The sequence below is a fragment of the Paraglaciecola sp. L3A3 genome (assembly GCF_009796765.1).
Taxonomy (GTDB): Bacteria; Pseudomonadota; Gammaproteobacteria; order Enterobacterales; family Alteromonadaceae; genus Paraglaciecola.
Genome location: NZ_CP047023.1, coordinates 1 through 22059 on the forward strand (window position 1 = coordinate 1; position 22059 = coordinate 22059).

The following is a 22059-nucleotide window of genomic DNA, read 5'->3' on the forward strand; positions in this document are numbered from 1 at the left end:
GATTGATTGAATACTGCACAGTAATTGCTTTCTTGTTTTGAGTTATACATGTGTTTTTTGTCCCTTTTTAAGGCCCTTTCATAGGGTGGAGTCTTTTTTAATGTCTATGTGGAACCAATGTTTAGAAAGGCTTCAGCAAGATTTACCTATCCAGCAATTTAGTATGTGGATAAGGCCTTTACAAGCAGAGCATGGCGATGGATATTTGACATTATTTGCTCCGAATCGGTTTGTATTAGACTGGGTGAGGGATAAATATTTTGCACAAATAAATAATTTATTAAATGAATTTTCTGGTGATAAAGCGCCTCAATTGCGATTTGAAGTAAATAATGAAAAAGTTGCTATGAGCAGCGTTCATACTCCTCTAGCTAAAACGGTCGTTTCTAATCAAATCAACACTAATGTCAACACACAAAGTGTTGCTGCGAATAGCTCCAGTCACCCCGATATTCCAGCTCATAAAAGTAATATTAATTTAACCTATAAGTTTGATAACTTTGTAGAGGGTAAATCAAATCAGCTAGCTAGGGCTGCCTCGCAACAGGTCGCTGATAATCCTGGTGGAGCTTATAATCCTCTTTTTATATATGGTGGAACAGGTTTAGGTAAAACTCATTTATTGCATGCTGTCGGTAATGGCATTATGGATAAAAAGAAAAATGCTACTGTCGTGTATATGCATTCAGAACGCTTTGTGCAAGATATGGTTAAGGCTCTACAGAATAACGCTATTGAAGAATTTAAACGTTATTATCGATCTGTAGATGCATTACTAATAGATGATATCCAGTTTTTTGCTAATAAAGAACGATCTCAAGAAGAGTTTTTCCACACTTTTAATGCGTTATTAGAGGGAAATCAGCAAATTATTTTAACCTCTGATCGATATCCAAAAGAAATTGCTGGGGTTGAAGATAGATTAAAATCAAGATTTGGCTGGGGGTTAACTATTGCTATTGAACCACCAGAACTTGAAACTCGTGTTGCCATTTTAATGCGAAAAGCTGTTGAGAATAAAATATTCCTACCTGATGAAGTGGCATTTTTTATAGCAAAACGTTTACGCTCAAATGTTCGAGAATTAGAAGGTGCACTAAATCGTGTCATCGCTAATGCCAACTTTACCGGTAGGCCAATTACTATTGATTTTGTCCGAGAAGCCCTTCGTGATTTATTAGCATTACAAGAAAAATTAGTCACCATAGATAATATTCAAAAAACAGTTGCCGAATATTACAAAATTAAAATGGCTGACATTCTATCCAAACGACGTAGCCGCAGTGTTGCTCGTCCCAGACAAATGGCTATGGCATTGTCTAAAGAATTAACTAACCATAGTTTACCTGAAATAGGGGATGCATTTGGTGGTCGTGACCACACAACTGTATTGCACGCTTGTCGTAAAATAGTTCAACTTAGAGAAGAAAGTCATGATATAAAAGAAGACTATCAGAATCTAATTCGTACACTTTCTTCATAAAATATTCATGAGTAAAAAGATGAAATTTAGTATTAGCAGGGAAAATTTTTTACAGCCACTTCAATTAGTATCTGGTGCTGTAGAACGTCGTCACACACTTCCAATATTATCTAATGTATTAATTAAAGTTAGTGATAACTCACTTTGGCTTACAGGTACTGATTTAGAAGTCGAGTTGATTTCAAATGTCACTTTGACTGGTGATTTTGTAGAAGGTGAAATTACAGTTCCAGCAAAAAAACTTTTGGATATATGTAAAGGACTAACTGATGGCAGTAATATTGAATTTAGTGTAGATGGTAATAAAGCATTATTACGTTCTGGTCGCAGTAAATATAGTCTCTCTACTTTGTCCGCAGACGATTATCCGAATTTAGAAGATTGGCAAGGCGAGCTCGAATTTGAAATTTCACAACATGATTTAAAACGCCTAATTGACAGTACCCACTTCTGTATGGCACAACAGGATGTTCGTTACTATTTAAATGGTATGTCCTTAGAGACAGAAGATAATCTTATAAGAACGGTGGCTACAGATGGTCATCGGCTAGCTCTTTGCCGTTTAAGTTATGATAGTGCACCACTGCCTAACAGACAGGTAATTATCCCTAGAAAGGGCGTCTTAGAGATAATTCGTTTAATTGAAGATAATGATAAATTAGTTAAGGTTCAGGTTGGTTCTAATCACATTCGTATCTTTTCTACAGATTTTATCTTTACCAGTAAATTAGTAGATGGTCGCTTTCCTGATTATCGAAGAGTATTACCGAAAGACGGTGACAAAAAAATTGAATCTAGTAAAGATGTACTCAAACAAGCTTTCTCAAGAGCGTCAATACTTTCTAATGAAAAATTCAGAGGTGTCCGTTTAAACCTGTCGAATGCAGAGCTAAAAATTACTGCTAATAATCCAGAGCAAGAAGAAGCTGAAGAAATTGTTGATGTTGATTACAGCGGAGATGATTTGGAAATAGGTTTCAACGTTGCTTATTTAATTGATGTTATGAATGGCTTAAATTGTGAAGATGTTCGTATTACTTTAGCTGACTCAAACAGTAGCGCATTGATTGAAGATGCAAAGGATGATTCCGCTCTATACGTTATCATGCCAATGAGACTATAAATTTATTTATAATTATTATTAAAGAAGTAATATAAAATGAAGCTGGACAGGGTCCAGGTAAGCTCTTTTAGAAATATTAAAGACTTGTCGCTCAAACCTAATAAAAAATTAAATATTTTTATAGGCGAAAACGGTAGTGGCAAGTCATCAATTTTAGAAGCGGTACATTATTTAGGTTTTGCGCGTTCGTTCCGTACCACTAAACATAAAAATGTTATTCAAAGTGGTGAATCAAGTTTTACTGTTTTTTGTACTACTTTTGAAGAAAGCCAGTCAGAAAGTAAAAAATTAGGTTTATACCGTGATCGTAACGATATTTGTACGGTTAATATAAATGGTGATAAAAAGCAACGAGCCACTGAATTAGCAAGTCATTTGCCCATTCAAATTTTTACCCCTCAGAGTTCTGATTTACTCCTAGGTGCACCAAAACTTCGCAGAACATATTTAGATTGGTTATTGTTCCACGTGGAACAACCATTTAATTATGAAGTGCAAATATTTAGGAAATCTTTAAAACAATTAAATTCTATATATAAAAAGTTTACCACTAGTCAAGAAAGGCAATACTGGATTGAACTATTTCAAAAGCAGGGGGAGATTGTTTCAAAATATAGAGAAAGTCTTGTACAGGAAAGGTTGATTGCACTAATTAATTTGAACTTAAAGGATTTTTTACCTGAGTTTTCTCTAGAAATTTCGTATTATAGGGGGTGGGAAAAAGGTACAACTTTAGCTGATGCTTTAGTTAGAAATTTTGAAAGAGATCAACGAAATGGGTTTGTCAGTGTAGGTCCGCATAAAGCTGATCTTAGAATTAAGGCTCAAGGTTTACCAGCTCAAGAGTTGTTGTCACGCGGTCAACTAAGAATGTTAGTGGCGGCAATGCAATTAGCACAAACACAATATCTCCACGAGAAGACAGGAAAAACTTCAATATTTTTGTTGGATGATATTGGTGCCGAATTAGATGAAGAAAAAAGAAAAGTTTTTATTAGTAAGTTAAATGCTTCGGATTCACAACTTTTTGTGACCGCAATTGATTTAAATGAACTTAATTTCTTAAATAATTATAATGATAAAACAGTGTTTCACGTGGAACATGGCCAGGTGAGAGAGGAGATTTAACCAAATGGCAGAAGAAAATGTTTATGATTCGTCGAGTATTAAAGTCTTAAAAGGACTTGATGCTGTAAGAAAAAGACCTGGGATGTATATAGGTGATACTGACGATGGTACTGGACTTCACCACATGGTATTTGAAGTTGTAGATAACTCTATAGATGAAGCCTTGGCTGGTCATTGTTCTAGCATCAATGTGAAAATACACATCGATGGTTCAGTATCTGTAAAAGATGATGGTCGTGGAATTCCAACAGAAATTCACGAAGAAGAAGGGGTGTCAGCAGCTGAAGTTATAATGACTGTGTTGCACGCCGGTGGTAAGTTTGATGATAATTCGTATAAAGTATCTGGAGGTTTACACGGTGTAGGTGTCTCGGTTGTAAATGCTTTATCGAAAAAACTGCAAATTCAAATCAGACGTTCTGGCAAACTTCATGAGCAAGAATATCAACATGGGGTGCCACAAAATCCTCTTAAAATTATCGGCGATTCAGAATCAAATGGAACCAGTATCCGTTTTTGGCCAAGTGAAGATACATTTACTAATGTAAAGTTTCATTATGATATTTTAGCTAAAAAATTACGTGAGTTATCTTTTTTGAACTCTGGTGTTTGTATCATTCTTGAAGATGAAAGAGATGGCAAAACTGATAAATTTGAATATGAGGGTGGGATAACTGCTTTTATTGAATTTTTAAATCAGAACAAAACACCTATGCATCAAAAGATTTTCTATTTTGATTCACATAGAGATGATGGTATTTCTGTTGAAGTAGCCATGCAATGGAATGATAGTTTCCAAGAGAATGTCTTTTGTTTTACTAATAATATCCCACAAAAGGATGGAGGGAGTCACTTAGCTGGATTTAGAGGTGCACTAACTCGTACTCTTAATAATTATATGGATAAAGAAGGTTTATCTAAAAAGGCGAAGACTACTACCAGTGGTGATGATGCTAGAGAAGGTTTAACTGCAATCATTTCCGTCAAAGTACCAGATCCTAAATTCTCTTCACAAACTAAAGATAAGTTAGTATCTTCAGAAGTTAGGCCGGCAGTAGAAACAGTGATGGGCGAAAAGTTACAAGAGTTCTTACTAGAAAACCCTGCAGAAAGTAAGATTATCGTAGGTAAGATTATTGATGCAGCTAGAGCACGGGAAGCAGCAAGAAAAGCTCGTGACATGACTCGTCGTAAAGGTGCATTAGATCTTGCAGGGTTACCCGGTAAATTAGCTGACTGTCAGGAAAAAGATCCTGCATTATCAGAATTATATATAGTGGAAGGGGACTCTGCTGGCGGTTCAGCCAAGCAGGGACGTAATCGTAAAAACCAAGCTATATTACCTTTAAAAGGGAAAATTCTTAACGTAGAAAAAGCTCGTTTTGATAAAATGTTATCTTCACAAGAAGTTGCAACGCTTATTACTGCCTTAGGTTGTGGTATTGGTCGAGATGAATACAACCCTGAGAAGCTGAGATATCATCGTATTATTATCATGACAGATGCTGATGTGGATGGTTCGCACATTCGTACTTTGTTACTGACTTTCTTTTATCGTCAAATGCCTGAAATCATTGAGCGTGGATATATATATATAGCTCAGCCACCTCTATATAAAACGAAGAAAGGTAAGCAAGAACAATATTTAAAAGATGATGAATCTTTAACTAAATATTTAACCTCTATTGCATTGGATAACGCTTCATTGCATGTAAATGAAGATGCCCCTGCTATAACTGGAGTCGCTCTAGAATCGCTTGTGGCTCAATATCAAACGACTACATCTATGATTGGACGTATGAGTCGTTTAATGCCTTCAGTGATACTTAATAAGCTTGTATACAGCAAAACTTTAGAGTCTGCAGATATAAATAGCGAAGAAAAACTTAAAGCTTTTGCTCAGGATTTTACTGACGGTCTTACTGGGGATGAAATAGATGGCGCGACTTATTCATTTGAAGTACGTCATAATTCAGAAAGAAATAACTGGTATGTAGCTATAATTATTCGCTTACATGGTATCGATACTGAGTATTATATTGATAATGAGTTTGTTGATTCAAATGAATACAAACGCATAAAAGAGCTTAATCAAGCCATCAGTGGAATGATAGAAGAGGGCGGATACGTTCAAAGAAATGACAAAACAAAGTCAGTCACTAGCTTTGTGGAAGCGCTTGATTGGTTAATGGCTGAGTCGAAACGTGGACAGTATATTCAACGTTATAAAGGACTGGGAGAAATGAACCCTAGCCAATTATGGGAGACTACTATGGATCCTACGACACGAAGAATGTTACAAGTTAAAATTGAGGATGCTATCGGAGCGGATCAATTGTTCACTACTTTGATGGGGGATCATGTTGAACCTAGAAGGGCCTTCATTGAAGAAAATGCCCTGAAAGTAGCTAACCTTGATGTCTAGTTATTATCAATAAATTGTACCGTCATAAAATAAGTTGACGGTTTTGAAGCCAGCATTTTTTGCTGGCTTTTTATTATATGTAGTTAATACCAATCCGCTTTGATAAGTGTACACTCAGCGAGAATTTAAATGAGCTTAATTAAGGCGCTTGAATGAAAGAATAGTGGGGCTCTTTTGAGTTCGAGCAACGCACAGTAAGCTCATTTAAAACTCGCCTGAAAGGAATGCCCCAGTGGCTTTTGCCCTGCGTTCTCGCTATTTGAAAGGGAACAACCATTCCTGCACACCGACGCCTTGTTCAAAAGTCGCTGGCTGCATTCTGAGAGAGAACTTATCAATGTGGATTGGTATAATAGGTGTGCTTTTTTTTATGCTTAACTATAAAGTGATTGAACGCTTTGGTAATCGTATCGAACCTGTTATAAATTCTTTAAAACATGTCCCCCAATATGAGAGAAAATTCTACACCTAGGTGAAGGTTTTATCACTGTCATAAGTTTCTTTGGCCTATAAGCTGAAGCGGGTTCAGCTTTTACCAAATTAGAATATTCACTATAAATGTTGTGAAACTGAGAATAATCTACTTTTTCCTCACTGTAGAAAATGAACCGTAATTACCAATCTAGCTAGATAATGGATCGCTTAGCGAGAATTTTAAAAGGCTCAAATAAGACATGACAGACGGCTTGTATTATAAAAGAGACAGTAGTCATTTGAGTATAAGCAACGCAGTGTATGTGCTCTATTTTAAACTCCCATCAAAGCAATTTCCGAGTGCTTGCTGCTTTTCGTTCTCACTTATCGAAAGGGAACAACCATTAGTGCATGACGACCTATTGCTAAAAAAATACTGGACGCATTCTGAGTGACTACAAATTTAGCTAGAATGCTATAAGTTCGTTCTTCCTTGTATAAATTGTTTATGAAGTTATCGATTAGCTCAAATGCCTAGTAGAATGTTTAGATCTTAGTCTGATTGAAGGGGTAGTATTGGGGTTAATTATTAAAGTTAGTAAAGAAATCTTGATTATAAGATTTGTGAAATGAGATACACGAACATAAAAAAAGGCCACATACGGTGGCCTTTATTAAAACTATTAAATTAATTACTATGTAACTTAGTGACAGTGACATCTGGTGAACCAAAACCACTAAAGTCGATAATAAATTCAAATGTGCCAGTTTCTGTCGGGGTAAACCTAAAATTTTCATCTGTTGAATCACAGTTTGAACTTACTGATTTACCTAAGACTATGACTTGATCTTTTTTACGAGAAAAGCCGCAGTTTAAACCAGGTGTCCAATTTGCATCGGCAAACTTAAAGTCATATGGTTGACCGTCAGCGATTAATTCAATGCTAGTTGAATATACTTGATCCGCCATTTCTACTAATTTATATTTTTCATCGGCTTCCCACCAAGTAAATACCCCTCTTAAATAAAGAGTGTCGTAATTATCTTGTTGTGTGAAAGGAACAATGGCTGTACTTGCACAGCCATTTAATAATGCTGCTGTGACTAACATTATCGAACCTAAAGCACTATTTTTCATATTGTTACCCTTATACTTACTGTGCTTATTTCAATACCGAAATATCAGCGCAGCATAAAAATAACTCTCTAAGTTTTGAAAGTAAGGTTAAACGATTAATCTTAATTGCTTCATCTTCAGCCATAACCATCACATTTTCAAAGAAATCATCTATAGGTGATTTTAGTTCAGCAAGAGCTGTTAGAGCACTAGAATAATCAGACTTGGCTATCATAGGTGCTATTTGTGTTTTTAGTGCTTCAAGAGCATCTGCTAGAGCAATTTCTTGAGGTTCAACAAATAGTGTCTTATCTAGAGCTGTGTCTGCATCATAAGGGTTTTTAGCTAATATGTTAGCTACACGTTTATTGGCGGCAGCTAAAGCTTCAGCTGATTCTAAAGTGCTAAATGATTTTACAGCCTCAATACGTGCAGCGAAGTCAGCTGGGCGAGTAGGGCGATTGACTTCTACAGATTGTACAACACCTGCAGCTATACCTTGTTCACCATACCAAGCTTTAAATCGAGCTAATATAAAATCAACTACTTTATCTTTTAAGTCTTTAGTTTCAATTTTATCTGCAAAAGTAGCAATTGAAGCATCTACTAAATCTTCTAAATCGAGAGGCAAAGATTTTTCTACTATGATACGTAATACGCCAATAGAAGCCCTTCTCAAGGCAAATGGGTCTTTATCTCCCTTAGGGGTTTGCCCTATGCCAAAAATACCAACTAAAGTGTCTATTTTGTCTGCTAAAGCTACACAAATACTAACGTTGGACGTGGGTAAGCAATCACCAGCATATCGCGGCATGTATTGTTCGTTTTGGGCTACTGCGACTAATTCTGATTCACCATCTGCTCGAGCATAATGCATTCCCATTACACCTTGAACATCAGGAAATTCCATGACCATGTTAGTCATTAAATCAGTTTTGCATAATAAACCAGCGCGGTAAGAAGCTTCTTGATCTGCATCGATTAATAACGCAATGTTATTCGCCATAGTGGCTATGCGATGTGATTTTTCAAACAAGGTGCCAAGCTGCTTTTGGAACAAGATTGTTTTTAAGCTTTCGAGTCTTGATTCTAAGGTTTTCTTTTTGTCTGTATTAAAGAAAAATTCAGCATCTGCAAGTCTTGGTCTTATGACTTTTTCGTTACCGCTTATGACTGTTTGAGGGTCTTTACTTTCAATATTAGTAATAAATACAAAACGTGATTTTAATTCCCCATCTTTATCTAACAAAGGGAAATACTTTTGGTCATCCTTCATTGTATAAATAAGCGCTTCTTTCGGTACGGCTAAAAATGATTCGTCGAAACTCGCTGTCAAGGCAACGGGCCATTCAACTAAAGAGGTAACTTCTTCGAGTAAGTCATCATCTATATTTGCCGTCGAATTTTCTTTTTCAGCAGCACAGTTGATTTGTTCAAGTATTTTAGTTTTACGAACATTATGCTCTGCCAATACATAATGACGTTCTAGTTCAGTTAGATAGTCATCAGATTTGTTTAATGTGAAAGGTGCATCTGAATGAAATCTATGTCCTTTAATTAAGCGCGATGATGTGATCCCTAACACTTGGCCATCAATTAAATCTGCACCAAATAGAATAGCAACAGTATGGACTGGTCGGATAAATTGGGTGGTTTTTGTTCCCCAACGCATTGGTTTTGGAATAGGTAATGCTTTAAGTGCTTTTTCAATTAAATTGGGTAAAAGATTTTTTACAGGTTGGCCTTTTACATTAGCTTTAAATAGTAACCATTCACCTTTGTCTGTTTTTAATCTGTCGGCTTCAGAAACTTCTATGCCATTCGATTTAGCCCAACCTTGTGCGGCTTTTGTAGGTTCTCCATTGGCATCGAATGCAGAATTAACAGCTGGTCCACGCTTTTCAACATTTTTGTCTGATTGATATTCTGCAAGGTCGCTGACTATAAGAGCTAAACGTCTAGGAGTGGCATACCAATTAGCCTGAGAGAAATTAAGATCATTTTCAGAAAATTGGCTGACAATATTATCTTTAAAGGCTGAGGCTAATTTAGCTAGTGCTTTGGGTGGAAGTTCTTCTGTTCCAATTTCTACTAATAAATTTTCAGTACGCATGGCTATTACTTCTCCTTTTTACACATTGGAAAGCCAAGGGATTCACGTGCGTCGTAGTAAGCTTGTGCACAGGCTTTAGATAGAGTTCTTACTCGAAGAATATAACGTTGACGTTCTGTCACTGATATCGCATGCCTAGCATCTAACAAGTTGAAAGCATGGGACGCTTTCATTACTTGCTCGTATGCAGGTAATGGTAAGTTTTTATCAATTAAATTCTGGCTGTCTTTTTCGCATTGATCAAAAGTAGCAAACAAAGCGTCTACATCTGCATGTTCGAAATTATAAGCTGATTGCTCTACTTCATTTTGATGAAATACATCGCCATAAGTGACTTTACCCATAGGGCCGTCTGTCCAGACTAGATCATAAATACTATCTACGCCTTGGATATACATAGCTAGTCGCTCCAAGCCATAGGTGATTTCACCAGTGACTGGGGAGCACTCAAGGCCGCCTACCTGCTGAAAATAAGTGAATTGAGTCACTTCCATGCCATTAAGCCAAACTTCCCAACCTAGACCCCATGCGCCCAAAGTAGGTGATTCCCAATTGTCCTCAACAAACCTAATATCATGTACTAAAGGATCGAAACCTAATTCTTTTAATGATCCTAAATACAATTCTTGAATATTATCTGGTGAGGGCTTTAACATTACTTGAAATTGATAGTAATGTTGTAGACGATTAGGGTTTTCACCATACCTACCATCAGTAGGTCTACGGCAAGGCTGCACATAGGCGCTACTAATAGGCTCTGGGCCTAAAGATCTTAAAAATGTCATAGGGTGAAAGGTGCCAGCCCCAACTTCCATATCAAGGGGTTGAATAATAACGCACCCTTGACGTGCCCAATAATCTTGGAGCGCTAAAATTAGGCCCTGAAATGTCTTACAATCAAACTTTTGCATTGTCCTGCCAAATATTAAATAAAATTCAAAAAAACGTTGGCAAGTATACCTTTTGTATAGGCCTGTATGTAGGCTAAAAGGCAATTTATATACAAGTAATAGCTGTTAAATGGAAAAAATTAATTGAATAGGGCACCGTTATACTAAATGTGCTCAAAATATTATTAATGGTTTCGAGTCTTTGAGCACGTACTAAGAGTACAAAATTGTTTAAACAGGATATTTAAAGGGCTATTGGTTAATAGAAAAATGAGTTAATTGTTTCATTTCTGCAATGATTTGTGGCTCTAACTTTGCTTCTAACGATTCTCTTTGTATATCTTGTTTTCTGGTTACTAATTTTGGCTGTTGACTCCTATCTTTATGAGTAGGTAAATCTTTAACTGCATTATAAAGTTCGAATAATCCTGGGTATTGTAGAGAAAAATCAGGCTTGTCCAAAATGGGCAAACTTTCTAATAAATGATACAGGCGAATACTCGCTTCAGAAAGATTACATTGTTTTTGTTCTACTGCTTTAGCAATAGTTTGAATGCTTTCTGTTATATTAGCGATTCGTTTATTAACCTTGATTTTCCGCGCTTCATTTTGATTCTTTAATTTAAATAGCAGTGTACCTGCGTAAAATGCCATAGCAAAAACAATAAGAACTGCAAGTATAAGGGCAATAATATACATAGGGTTTAGTCTTTATAGTCATCTATATTGATGGATTCAAAAGAGGTAAAAGGATCAGCTGTATGTTCAGAAGTGTCCTCTTCTTCATTATCTAACCCAAGAAGACCACATAAAACTTTGTGTCTTGCTAAGTTTTTATCTACATAATTCTGCTCTTCTTTACTTAGTTTTTTACCTAGTTCTGCTTTATCTAATAAAGATGAAAGTTTTTCATCTTTTTCAATTGTTTCTAATTCTTTAGCAGGGGAAAAGTGTTTAACTTTTGAAGTTGTTTCTTTTTTGGTTTCTGTCGGAAATAGATCTATAGGTTTTTTACTGCCATGCCGGGGATCTTTAGGGGCGTTATTATTAACCGAATCTTTGTTAAGTATTACTTCACTATTACGGCTCCCAGCAGGCTTACCTAGATGTTTTCTAGTTCGTTGCTCTGCAGGCTTAGGTTTGCGAGTATTTGAAGATGATTTAGGTATGCCAATTTGACCTACTTTACGAGACTTTTTCTTTCTGGGCATGTTACACCAATGTAGCTTAGTTTAATGGCTGCATTCTACATTAGTTTTAACCAAACTGGGGTGACTTGTGTAAAATTTTGGCATAAAAAAAGCGATAGTTAAACTATCGCTTTTTCTTAAATCAAGAGTGTCAGCAGACACTTCTCCCAAGGTTTGTTCATCCTAAACATGTAATCCATTGAGTCTTCTATTATTTTTATTTTTAACAAAGACTTTTAATCTATGATCATCCTGATGCTTTATTCTTCGTCCTTGCCTTTTTCTCAAAGTGATATAAGTATCAAAGGTTAACTTTTGTTACCTAAGCGCTTCCCTGACAAGCAAAATGCTTGTAATTCCCTGTTGTTTTATTGGAGCAAGAGAATACAGGATTGAATAAAATTTACAACTTCTTTACAAAACAATTAACAAAAATATTGCAATTTGGTAATTAAATTGGGCGATTAACTTGTTAGATTGAGCTTTAAGTTAATCGCCGGTAACTAGATTAGTGTAAACCTGAAATGTAATTAGCTAATACTTCAATATCATTGTCTGTCATCTTTTTAGCTATATCTTCCATCATACCGTTTAAAGAATTGTTGCGATCTCCAGAACGGAATGCTTTTAATTGGCTTTTTATGTAATCAGTATGTTGGCCACTAATATCTGGAAAACCAGATAGACTTGTGCCATTTCCTCGAGGGCCATGACAAGCAATACATGCTGTAATACCTCGCTCTAAATCACCGCCATTATAAAGTTTTCTACCAAGCTCAACAAAATCTTCAGGTGTCTCACCAGCAGAACCTGTTTGACTGGAAAAATATGCAGCTATGTCTTGTATATCCTGTTCAGAGAGGGCTGCAGCCATACCATTCATTACGGCATTATTACGTCCTTCTTTTCCACCTGTTTGACTAGCCAATTTAAATTCATTTAGTTGTTTAACTAAATAACTAACATGTTGACCTGCTAGTTTAGGGTTCATTGAAATTGCACTATTTCCGTCTGCACCGTGGCAGGCTCCACAGGCTACAGATTTGGCTTTACCTTTTTCGGCATCGCCTTGGGCGAAAGATGAAGCACTAAAGCTTAAAAGTAGACAAATTAGCAGACTTATATTTTTCATTTTTTTCTCGTTAAGCAATTGATTAGCAGGTTAATCCTTATTTCAGATCATAGTATTTTACACATTTACACAGCGAGTAAAATAAATTCATGACATAAGTTGAATATTATCTACTGTAAAGCAGGGTGTTCTAGTACTTTTAGCTGATATAATGATAAAAATTTATTTCGAAGCTGTGAAATTTTATAGCTTTCTAGGAGTTTACGTGAGTTATTATAGTCAAGTGAAATTCAGCATAAGTGCACCAGATATTTCACACTTAGGTGCGGATGAAGGTATAGAAATTGCCTTTGCAGGCCGTTCAAATGCAGGTAAATCAAGTGCACTGAATAAGTTAACAAGACAAAAAGGTTTAGCAAGAACGAGTAAGACACCTGGTCGGACTCAGTTAATTAACGTATTTACTTTAGATGAGACCCGCAGATTAGTGGATTTGCCAGGTTATGGCTTTGCTCAAGTGCCATTAGAAATCAAAAAGAAATGGCAAAAATCTTTAGGCGAATATTTGCAAAAGAGGGAAAGTATAAAAGGGTTAGTTGTACTTATGGATATTCGCCATCCTTTTAAAGATTTAGATCAAGAGCTTATTCATTGGGCTGTAGCGGCAGGTTTACCGGTATTAGCCTTATTGACTAAAGCAGATAAATTAAAATCTGGAAAACGAAAGCAACAGTTATTAATGACCCGAGAGGCTGCTATGGCTTTTTGTGGTGATGTAACAGTGGAGGTTTTTTCATCTTTAAATGGTATTGGACTTGAACAGTTAGAACAGAAGCTTAATCAGTGGTTTGGCTTGATAAAAGATTAATCTACTAATATAAAAAAGCCCTATACAAATGTATAGGGCAAAGCACTTTGAGAAAACACATAAAAACAACTACACAATGCTGAAGTTTCAGCATGCCTAAGAACAGACAGCTATATTTGAATTTTGTTCCCCATATTTAAAAATTTTTCAAAAAAAAGCCTTACTAAGAAAAGTAAGGCTAAATATAAACACATAGAGACACACAAAAACTATATATAAGAGTGCTTGCTGTCTAAAAAGTTCATATAAAAATTAAATCTTTTTTAAACAAAAAAAAACCTCGGCAAATGCCGAGGTTTAAGCAAAGGTTAGATAAATCTCACCTCTGTACCCTACATGTTTAAGTTTAATTGATTCGCTGCATATATGCCAAGCCGTTTTGATTATTTATTATAAAAGAACATTGGATTTGTATATTTCATAATAAATTGTTTCATTAATGAGCTTCATCCCAGTTTTCTCCGACTCCAGCTTCAACTATTAAAGGTACATCTAGAGATACTGCATTCTCCATTAAAGATATTATTTGAGTTTTATATTCTTCAATTTTTTGTTCCTTTATTTCAAACACTAATTCATCATGAACTTGCATGATCATTTTAATGTCGTTGTCGGTTTGCTCTGAAATCCAATGATCTACTGCTAACATGGCTTTTTTAATGATATCAGCTGCTGTTCCTTGCATAGGTGCATTAATCGCGGCTCTTTCTGCGCCTTTTCTGCGCATGCCATTACTGGCGTTTATTTCAGGTAAATACAATCTACGGCCAAATACAGTGGAGACGTATCCTTTTTCTTTCGCTAGGGTACGGGTGTCTTCCATGTAAGTTAACACTGCAGGGTAACGTTCAAAATATAGATCCATGTATTTTTGCGCGTCGTGACGTGTAATATTTAATTGTCTTGATAGTCCAAATGCTGACATGCCATAAATCAATCCGAAGTTAATTGCCTTTGCGTTCCTCCGTTGTTCTATGCTGACTGCATCAATAGGTGTAGAGAATACCTCTGAAGCAGTGGCTGTATGTATGTCTTTGCCTGCCGCAAATGCAGTCAACAAACCTTTATCGCCAGACAGGTGGGCCATAATACGTAATTCAATTTGAGAGTAATCGGCCGCAACTATTTTATAGCCAGGTCTAGCAACAAATGCTTGTCTGACTCTACGGCCTTCTTCAGTTCTGATTGGAATGTTTTGTAAGTTTGGTTCAGTAGAAGATAAACGACCTGTGGCAGCAATTGCCTGATGATACGAGGTATGTACACGGCCTGTACGCATGTTAATCATTTTAGGTAATTTATCAGTATAAGTATTTTTAAGTTTACTTAATCCTCTGTATTCCATAAGTAATTTTGGAAGAGGGTAATTGATAGCTAACTCTTGTAGTACCTCTTCAGCAGTAGAGGGAGCCCCTTTAGGTGTTTTTTTAAGTACCGGCAAATCCATTTTTTTATACAAAATTTCTTGCAATTGTTTGGGCGAAGCTAAATTAAATTCTTCGCCAGCAAGTTCGTATACTTCTTTTTCTAAATTGATAATTCTTAATGCTAAATCTTGGCTTTGTTGGGCTAATTGTTGGCTATCAATTAAGACACCAAATTGCTCCATACGAGCAAGTACGCTGGAAAGAGGGAGTTCTATTTCAGTAAATATTGAATTTAAATCCGTTTCACTTTTTAGCTTTTCTGCAAGAACATTGTGTAATCTAAGTGTGATATCAGCATCTTCTGCTGCGTATGGTGCTGCTTGTTCAAGCTCAATTTGATTGAATGTAAGCTGTTTGCTGCCTTTTCCGGCTATATCTTCAAAATGTATTGTATCTACGCCTAAGTAAAAGTTGGCTAAACTATCCATATCATGTTTAGTGGCGACACTATTTAAAACATAGGATTCCAACATAGTGTCGAATGCAATGCCTTGTAAATTAATGTCATAATTGGCTAATACATTTTTATCATATTTGAGATGTTGCCCCACCTTTTTGATTTTTGAATTTTGTAAAATAGGTTTTAATATTGCTAACACATCTTTTTTATCAAGCTGTTGCGGAGCATCAAGGTAATCGTGTCCTAAAGGGACATATGCGGCTTCACCTTCATAAATTGCAAATGACACGCCTACTATTTCCGCTTCCATGTAATTTAAGCTTGTGGTTTCGGTATCAAAGGCAAATAAATCGGCACTTTTTAACTTCTCAACCCAGTTATTAAATTCTTCTTGAGTGAGAATACACTGATAATCTACTTCGACAGCTGGCCTTTGTTCTTGCTGTCCTGTAGAAGGGGTCGCTGAGGATTGAGCGTTTTTTTCTACTTCTGTAATTAATCTCTTTAATTCAAATTGTTTTGCTAGTTCTAATAACTTATCTGTATTCTGCTGATTCGCTTTTAAATCTTGTACTTCAACTGGTAAATCGACATCTAATTTTATTGTGGCAAGTTCATAAGATAAGGGCAGGTGGGGGATAGCATTTCGTAAGTGTTCACCTATTTTCCCTTTTACTTGCTCGGCATTTTCTATCACTTGCTCAAGTGTTTGGTGTTCATTCAACCATTTGGCTGCGGTTTTGGGTCCGCATTTATCTACACCAGGGATGTTGTCTACTTTATCCCCCATTAATGCTAAATAATCGATAATCTGCTCTGGCTTGACTCCGAATTTTTCAAATACACCGGCTTCATCTAATTCTACATTGGTCATAGTATTAATTAACCTGACATGAGGAGTGACCAATTGAGCCATATCTTTATCGCCAGTAGATATGACAGTTTCCATTCCTAATTGAGAGGCTTGATGAGCAAGAGTACCTATAACATCGTCAGCTTCAACTCCATCTATTACCAATAATGGTAAACCTAAGGCTTCGATAATATTGTGTAAAGGAGCGATTTGGGTTCTTAAGTCATCAGGCATAGGCGGGCGGTTGGCTTTGTATTCAGGATATAGGTCATTTCTGAACGTTTTTCCTTTCGCATCAAATATGACAATGATGTTTCCAGATGGATAATCCTTCTGCAAACTTTTGATCATATTCAAAACACCTGTGATGGCGCCAGTTGGTTGCCCATAAGATGTCGACAAAGCTTGTAAGTAAGGTACATGATAAGCTCGAAATAAATATGAAGAGCCATCCACTAATATAAGAGGATTAGAGGTAGGTATTTTGTCTTGGTTTGTCATATTTAAAGCTCAGCAAGTTCGGGTTGATTAAAGTAGTGTGAAGCATGTCATAACTAGATTGCTTCATCTATGGTTGAATAGCTTGATTTCCTGTGGATAACTAAGTAGATAAGATTATCTATATTAAATAGATTTATGTTAGTATTCAGAATGTCATTTGTGTTTATTTTCATAAAAAACAATAACTTGTCATTTTATTGTGTTTACAAAATAAGTTTATGGAAGTTAAATTTTTTTTGTGGATAAAATTTAAATGCGCCTATTTAGCTAAAAATTAAGCGTGCTAAAAGATACACAGATCTGTTGCTAGTTAACAGCTATTTTTTAAAATTTTTAAGGTGATTTTGACAATAGTTAAAAGCAAAAAAATATAAGCCTTTGTTTTAGGGCTTTGTAGAGCTTTTTATTGTCTTATATATTCTTGCTGGGACACAAAAGTATGTGAGTGCTAACTTATTACTGGTGGAAGTGTAAATTAATTTAAAGTTTCTCTTTTGATTTAATGTTTTGCGGACAATAATTAGATAAATGATTTTTATAACTATGATAACTAAGCCTTCAATAGGTTTTATTAAAGTGAGCTCAAGCTAAACCATGCAATACCGTACCATTATTCGTATTTTAGGATTACTTATTGCGTTACTTAGCGTCACTATGATCCCACCCGTAATTGTTTCCATTATTTATGCTGATGGTAGTGGCTTACCTTTTTTAATGGCTTTTGTTTTATGTTTAGCCACAGGCTTAATTATTTGGTATCCAAATAGGCAATATAAGTTTGATTTAAGAGCGAAAGAAGGTTTCTTAATCGTAGTTTTATTTTGGACTGTATTGGCTAGTTTTGGCGCATTACCTTTTTTACTACTTGAACAGCCACAAATGTCTACAACAGACGCTTTTTTTGAATCATTCTCCGGTTTAACAACTACTGGTGCCACTGTTATCGAGGGTATCGATTTTTTACCAAAAGCGGTGCAATTTTATCGCCAACAATTACAGTGGTTGGGAGGTATGGGGATCATTGTTTTAGCCGTCGCTATTTTACCTATTTTAGGGGTAGGAGGCATGCAGTTATATCGAGCTGAAACACCTGGTCCAGTGAAAGATTCTAAGATGACGCCTAGAATTGCGGATACGGCTAAACATCTTTGGTACATATATTTGTCGCTTACTATTGCCTGTACCATTTCATACTGGGCAGTGGGAATGAATTGGTTTGATGCAATTTGCCATGCATTTTCAACTATCGCTATTGGTGGCTTTAGTAATTACGATGCCAGTTTGGGTCACTTTGATAGTTTTGGTGTTAACCTAGTTTGTGTTGTCTTTTTATGGATAGCGGCGCTGAATTTTGCTCTACATTATGCAGCAGCTAGTGGGCGCTCTCTAAAAGGTTATATCCATGATCCAGAGTTAAAAACCTTCTTTTGGATACAATTTTCTCTCATCCTTATTTGTTTTCTGGTTTTGCTACATCACAATTGGTTTGATGACGTTGGAGTAACATTCGACAAGGCTTTAATTCAGTCTGTTTCATTTAGTACTACTGCAGGTTTTGCTACCACTGATTTTTCAAATTGGCCTGTATTTTTGCCAATTGTATTGATTTTCTCTAGTTTTATAGGAGGCTGCGCAGGTTCAACTGGTGGCGGATTGAAAGTGATTCGAGTGTTGTTACTTTTTGTTCAAGGTAACAGAGAAGTGAATCGTCTTATTCATCCTAAAGCAGTATATTCCGTTAAATTGGGCGAACGTGCTTTACCCGATAGAGTAGTAGAGGCCGTTTGGGGTTTTTTCTCTGCCTATGCGATGATTTTTGTCATTATAATGGTTTGTTTAATAGGTACCGGTATGGACGATGTAACCGCTTTTACTGCTACAGCTGCGACATTAAATAATTTGGGCCCAGGTTTAGGTGAAGTTGCGGGTACTTATGCAAATGTAAGTGATGGCGGAAAGTGGTTATTAATTTTAGGTATGTTATTTGGACGACTAGAAGTATTTTCTCTTCTCGTTCTGTTTTCTCCGACATTTTGGCGCAGTTAAAAAGGCCTGCTATTTTTACAGGCCTTGGTTTGTTTTATTCTGCTAAAAAAGATTCTTTGGTGAGCAATACAATATCGCTTAGCTCTTGCCTAAATACTGGATCTATATCTTCATTTTGCAGTGCCATTTTTCGATTCTTTTCAAATAACGTCGAATGAGATTCTATTCGTTTTCCTAAAACGGCCCAAGCTTCTTGTCTGACATTAAGGGGCCAAGCTTCTAGTTCAATTTTGTGTGAATTTATGCCACTAACCAACATATTGATTAGTGTTCGGTAATTCATCATACCATTGCCGGCTTTTTCCATTTGTTCTGTAGACATTGAACCTAATGCCGCTATGAGAGGCGCGTGGTTTTTTAACCAGTCATAGTATTTGTTCAGAGCCTTTTCATCATAATTATCATCGATATAAAAACTTTGACTGCGAGGTTTTTTGACTACTTTGGGGGTAGGTTCAACATAAACTGGGTTGGGAGCAGGTAGCGGTGCTGGCGCAATAGGAGCAATATTTGTCGCTTGCGGCATTGGATCATCGGCACCTCCTATGGTCAATCTTCCGCCTTTGCCTAGACCTCCTTCTACCTGTTGAGGTTTGTAATTTCGCAGTGCTTTGACCATTTGATTAAAAGAATCTGCAAATGAAGTTGTGATAATTTTTCCTTCAGGCGTATTTGAAAACCCTCTTGCTCCACCTGCTATAGGGCCTGCAAATAAGCCGTTAAACAGGTTAAAATCCCAGTTTCCAGCACTACCTACAGCAGCTGATACTTGCACACCTGAGCGGTTATCAATTAATAATAGAGTGGTAGATGCTTCATTTTTTTTAACTCCACCACCAATTAAGGAACCTAAACCACCCAGTAATGCGCCACCAGCAGCTTGCAAACCTTTTGTTCCTTCTGCAGAAAATTGAATTGACGGACTTAAAGTATAATCTGCGGCTACCATTTGTCCGCCACCAATATTACTACCAGATCTTAATTGCCCTGATTGCATTAACTGCCGCTCTCTATTCATCGAGGACATTGCCGCCCCGCGCTCAACGATTACAAAACAGTTGGATTGTTGAATCATTAATCGAATGACAGGTAAAGTGCTACCTAATTTAGGGTATCGTGAACGGTAAGTACGCCACCATGCTTGCTTGGTGTCTTCAAATACAGTCAATGTACCTAAAGTCTGATCACATTGTTCAAGGCTAGAATTATTACCTTCGGCATTACCTCCACCAGCCCCGCCTGTTATAGTGTTTCCATCTGTATCGCCCATTTGGGGAATGGTAGACATACAGCTAGAGACTAATGTAGATAATAAAGTGACAACAATAAATTTGGTAATAGGTTTCTTTATACTAGATCTATGATCGGTAGTCGCGATTTGCTTCATACCTGAGTGTGGTTGATACATCAGATGCTTCCTTGGGTATAAATTAATATTAAATTAAACGCTCAATACTCGCCTGATACGTATATAACGATATTAATTTACCCAAAAAAGTTTCTTAAGTAATACAGCAAAATTCCGTCTTTTATAGTTCAACTACATGGCACTAACTAACTTTAGCAACTTTAAAATATTAAGTATATTAATCTTTGATTGCTTTTTAACCAAAGAAAAATGCACTAGGTTGGAATAGTTTTTCAACATGGCTAATGTATTTTTTATCAACCAAAAACAAAATGACGTGATCATTCGGTTCTATTTTTGTGTTGCCGTGGGCAATGATAACTTCATCTGCGCGCACTATGGCACCAATGGTAGTGCCAGGAGGTAGCTTTATTTCTCGTATTTTTTTACCCACTACCTTAGATGTATTTTGATCTCCGTGAGCTATGGCTTCAATTGCTTCTGCTGCGCCTCGTCTAAGTGAGTAAACATTTACTATGTCGCCACGTCTTATATGGGTTAATAGTGCTGATATAGTTGCTTGTTGGGGGGAGAATGCGATATCTATTTCACCACCTTGTACTAAATCAACATATGCACCACGTTGAATTAATACCATGGCTTTTTGAGCGCCTAACCGTTTGGCTAACATAGCAGACATAATGTTGGCTTCATCGTCATTAGTGACAGCGATAAAGGCATCAATTTGTTCGACATTTTCTTCGGTGAGCAACTCATGATCAGAAGCGTCGCCAGCAAATACTATAGTTTTGTCTAAATGTGCTGACAGGTATTTAGCTCTTTCTTGGCTGTATTCTATTAGTTTCACATTATGGTCATGTTCTAATAGTTTGGCCAACCCTGCACCAATAAGTCCGCCACCAGCAATCATGATCCTTTTATAACTTGATTCGAGTTTTTGTAATTCACTCATTACCGTTCGAATATGTTTGGTGGCTGCAATAAAGAACACTTCATCGTCAGCTTCGATAATAGTGGTGCCTAGAGGACGGATTGGTTTTCCACGTCTATAGATAGCCGCTACACGAGTGTCTACATTAGGAATATGTTCTTTTAATGTGGATAATGCATGGCCTACTAATAAACCACCGTAATAAGCTTTAACCGCCACTAAGCTGGCTTTACCGTCAGCAAATTCTACAACTTGTAAGGCACCTGGGTAATCAATTAATCGCTTGATGGCTTTGGTGACTAGTTGCTCAGGGGCAATTAAGTGGTCTACAGGAATATCTTGATGTTTGAATAATTGTTCTTGGTAAATAATGTATTGCTCGGAGCGAATCCGCGCTATTTTGGTCGGTGTTTTGAATAAACTAAAAGCGACTTGGCAGGCCATCATATTACTCTCGTCACTATTGGTAACGGCAATTAACATGTCAGCGTCTTCGGCTCCTGCTTTTTTCAAAACATCTGGGTGTGAGCCCATTCCATGTACAACTTGCAGATCAAGCCTATCTTGTAATTGTCTTAATGTTTCAGGATCAGAATCAATTACCGTTATTTCGTTTTTTTCGCCAACTAAATTTTCGGCTAATGTCGCGCCAACTTGGCCAGCACCAAGAATGATTATTTTCATGTTTTTATGTGGTCTTTAAACCTTG

Annotated in this window: 15 protein-coding genes; 6 read left to right on the forward strand and 9 right to left on the reverse strand. The window is 36.6% G+C overall.

Features of this window, described 5'->3' with window-relative positions; genetic code table 11:
- The first annotated feature begins 100 nt into the window (after positions 1-100).
- The 4 genes from dnaA to gyrB are packed head-to-tail and all read left to right on the forward strand — an operon-like array spanning position 101 to position 6159.
- Positions 101-1483: a chromosomal replication initiator protein DnaA gene (dnaA, locus tag GQR87_RS00005; RefSeq protein ID WP_158965317.1), complete on the forward strand. Its 1383-nt coding sequence runs from the start codon at positions 101-103 to the stop codon at positions 1481-1483.
- A 19-nt stretch (positions 1484-1502) separates the two neighbouring features.
- A complete protein-coding gene (gene dnaN, locus GQR87_RS00010; RefSeq protein ID WP_158965319.1) occupies positions 1503-2606 on the forward strand; it encodes a DNA polymerase III subunit beta in 1104 nt (367 codons plus the stop codon).
- 36 nt (positions 2607-2642) lie between these two features.
- On the forward strand, positions 2643-3734 hold the full coding sequence (gene recF / locus GQR87_RS00015) for a DNA replication/repair protein RecF (RefSeq protein ID WP_158965321.1): 1092 nt from the start codon (positions 2643-2645) through the stop codon (positions 3732-3734).
- Between the two features lie 4 nt (positions 3735-3738).
- Positions 3739-6159, forward strand: a complete 2421-nt coding sequence (gene gyrB, locus GQR87_RS00020; RefSeq protein ID WP_158965323.1) for a DNA topoisomerase (ATP-hydrolyzing) subunit B — start codon at positions 3739-3741, stop codon at positions 6157-6159.
- A 1102-nt stretch (positions 6160-7261) separates the two neighbouring features.
- On the opposite strand, the gene GQR87_RS00025 is transcribed toward gyrB, so the two are convergent.
- The 6 genes from GQR87_RS00025 to GQR87_RS00050 all read right to left on the reverse strand — a co-directional run bounded on the left by GQR87_RS00025 (position 7262) and on the right by GQR87_RS00050 (position 13015).
- A complete protein-coding gene (locus tag GQR87_RS00025) occupies positions 7262-7711 on the reverse strand; it encodes a hypothetical protein (protein ID WP_158965325.1) in 450 nt (149 codons plus the stop codon).
- A gap of 25 nt (positions 7712-7736) precedes the next feature.
- A complete protein-coding gene (glyS, locus tag GQR87_RS00030; protein WP_158965327.1) occupies positions 7737-9803 on the reverse strand; it encodes a glycine--tRNA ligase subunit beta in 2067 nt (688 codons plus the stop codon).
- Positions 9804-9808: 5 nt separating this feature from the next.
- Entirely contained in the window at positions 9809-10714 is a 906-nt protein-coding gene (gene glyQ / locus GQR87_RS00035) for a glycine--tRNA ligase subunit alpha (protein ID WP_158965329.1), read from the reverse strand.
- A 231-nt stretch (positions 10715-10945) separates the two neighbouring features.
- Complete coding sequence (locus GQR87_RS00040; RefSeq protein ID WP_158965331.1) at positions 10946-11392, reverse strand: DUF2489 domain-containing protein; 447 nt, start codon at positions 11390-11392, stop codon at positions 10946-10948.
- Positions 11393-11397: 5 nt separating this feature from the next.
- Positions 11398-11904 (reverse strand): Der GTPase-activating protein YihI, encoded by a 507-nt coding sequence (yihI, locus tag GQR87_RS00045; RefSeq protein WP_158965333.1) that lies wholly within the window; start codon positions 11902-11904, stop codon positions 11398-11400.
- A 487-nt stretch (positions 11905-12391) separates the two neighbouring features.
- Positions 12392-13015, reverse strand: coding sequence for a cytochrome c (locus tag GQR87_RS00050; protein ID WP_158965335.1), 624 nt, complete (start codon positions 13013-13015; stop codon positions 12392-12394).
- Between the two features lie 205 nt (positions 13016-13220).
- On the opposite strand from GQR87_RS00050, the gene yihA reads away from it, so the two are divergent.
- On the forward strand, positions 13221-13823 hold the full coding sequence (gene yihA / locus GQR87_RS00055) for a ribosome biogenesis GTP-binding protein YihA/YsxC (RefSeq protein WP_158965337.1): 603 nt from the start codon (positions 13221-13223) through the stop codon (positions 13821-13823).
- A 436-nt stretch (positions 13824-14259) separates the two neighbouring features.
- Here yihA and polA read toward each other — a convergent pair whose 3' ends face one another.
- On the reverse strand, positions 14260-17004 hold the full coding sequence (gene polA / locus GQR87_RS00060; RefSeq protein WP_158965339.1) for a DNA polymerase I: 2745 nt from the start codon (positions 17002-17004) through the stop codon (positions 14260-14262).
- A gap of 594 nt (positions 17005-17598) precedes the next feature.
- On the opposite strand from polA, the gene GQR87_RS00065 reads away from it, so the two are divergent.
- Positions 17599-19050 (forward strand): TrkH family potassium uptake protein, encoded by a 1452-nt coding sequence (locus GQR87_RS00065; protein WP_158965341.1) that lies wholly within the window; start codon positions 17599-17601, stop codon positions 19048-19050.
- A 34-nt stretch (positions 19051-19084) separates the two neighbouring features.
- Here the strand turns inward: GQR87_RS00065 and GQR87_RS22100 are convergent, their stop codons facing one another.
- Both GQR87_RS22100 and trkA read right to left on the reverse strand, forming a co-directional pair.
- Positions 19085-20458: a CsgG/HfaB family protein gene (locus tag GQR87_RS22100; protein WP_199271663.1), complete on the reverse strand. Its 1374-nt coding sequence runs from the start codon at positions 20456-20458 to the stop codon at positions 19085-19087.
- A gap of 196 nt (positions 20459-20654) precedes the next feature.
- Positions 20655-22034 carry a Trk system potassium transporter TrkA gene (gene trkA, locus GQR87_RS00075; RefSeq protein WP_158965343.1) on the reverse strand — a complete coding sequence of 460 codons (1380 nt, stop codon included), beginning with the start codon at positions 22032-22034 and terminating at the stop codon, positions 20655-20657.
- Positions 22035-22059 lie beyond the last annotated feature (25 nt).

Excerpts from the sequence above, each read along its gene's own strand:
- GQR87_RS00040 (WP_158965331.1), bottom strand. The coding sequence starts at position 11,392 with ATGTATATTATTGCCCTTATACTTGCAGTTCTTATTGTTTTTGCTATG.
- GQR87_RS00025 (WP_158965325.1), bottom strand. The coding sequence starts at position 7,711 with ATGAAAAATAGTGCTTTAGGTTCGATAATGTTAGTCACAGCAGCATTA.
- glyQ (WP_158965329.1), bottom strand. The coding sequence starts at position 10,714 with ATGCAAAAGTTTGATTGTAAGACATTTCAGGGCCTAATTTTAGCGCTC.
- recF (WP_158965321.1), top strand. The coding sequence starts at position 2,643 with ATGAAGCTGGACAGGGTCCAGGTAAGCTCTTTTAGAAATATTAAAGAC.
- GQR87_RS22100 (WP_199271663.1), bottom strand. The coding sequence starts at position 20,458 with ATGTATCAACCACACTCAGGTATGAAGCAAATCGCGACTACCGATCAT.
- yihI (WP_158965333.1), bottom strand. The coding sequence starts at position 11,904 with ATGCCCAGAAAGAAAAAGTCTCGTAAAGTAGGTCAAATTGGCATACCT.
- polA (WP_158965339.1), bottom strand. The coding sequence starts at position 17,004 with ATGACAAACCAAGACAAAATACCTACCTCTAATCCTCTTATATTAGTG.
- GQR87_RS00050 (WP_158965335.1), bottom strand. The coding sequence starts at position 13,015 with ATGAAAAATATAAGTCTGCTAATTTGTCTACTTTTAAGCTTTAGTGCT.
- dnaN (WP_158965319.1), top strand. The coding sequence starts at position 1,503 with ATGAAATTTAGTATTAGCAGGGAAAATTTTTTACAGCCACTTCAATTA.
- gyrB (WP_158965323.1), top strand. The coding sequence starts at position 3,739 with ATGGCAGAAGAAAATGTTTATGATTCGTCGAGTATTAAAGTCTTAAAA.
- dnaA (WP_158965317.1), top strand. The coding sequence starts at position 101 with ATGTCTATGTGGAACCAATGTTTAGAAAGGCTTCAGCAAGATTTACCT.
- GQR87_RS00065 (WP_158965341.1), top strand. The coding sequence starts at position 17,599 with ATGCAATACCGTACCATTATTCGTATTTTAGGATTACTTATTGCGTTA.
- trkA (WP_158965343.1), bottom strand. The coding sequence starts at position 22,034 with ATGAAAATAATCATTCTTGGTGCTGGCCAAGTTGGCGCGACATTAGCC.
- glyS (WP_158965327.1), bottom strand. The coding sequence starts at position 9,803 with ATGCGTACTGAAAATTTATTAGTAGAAATTGGAACAGAAGAACTTCCA.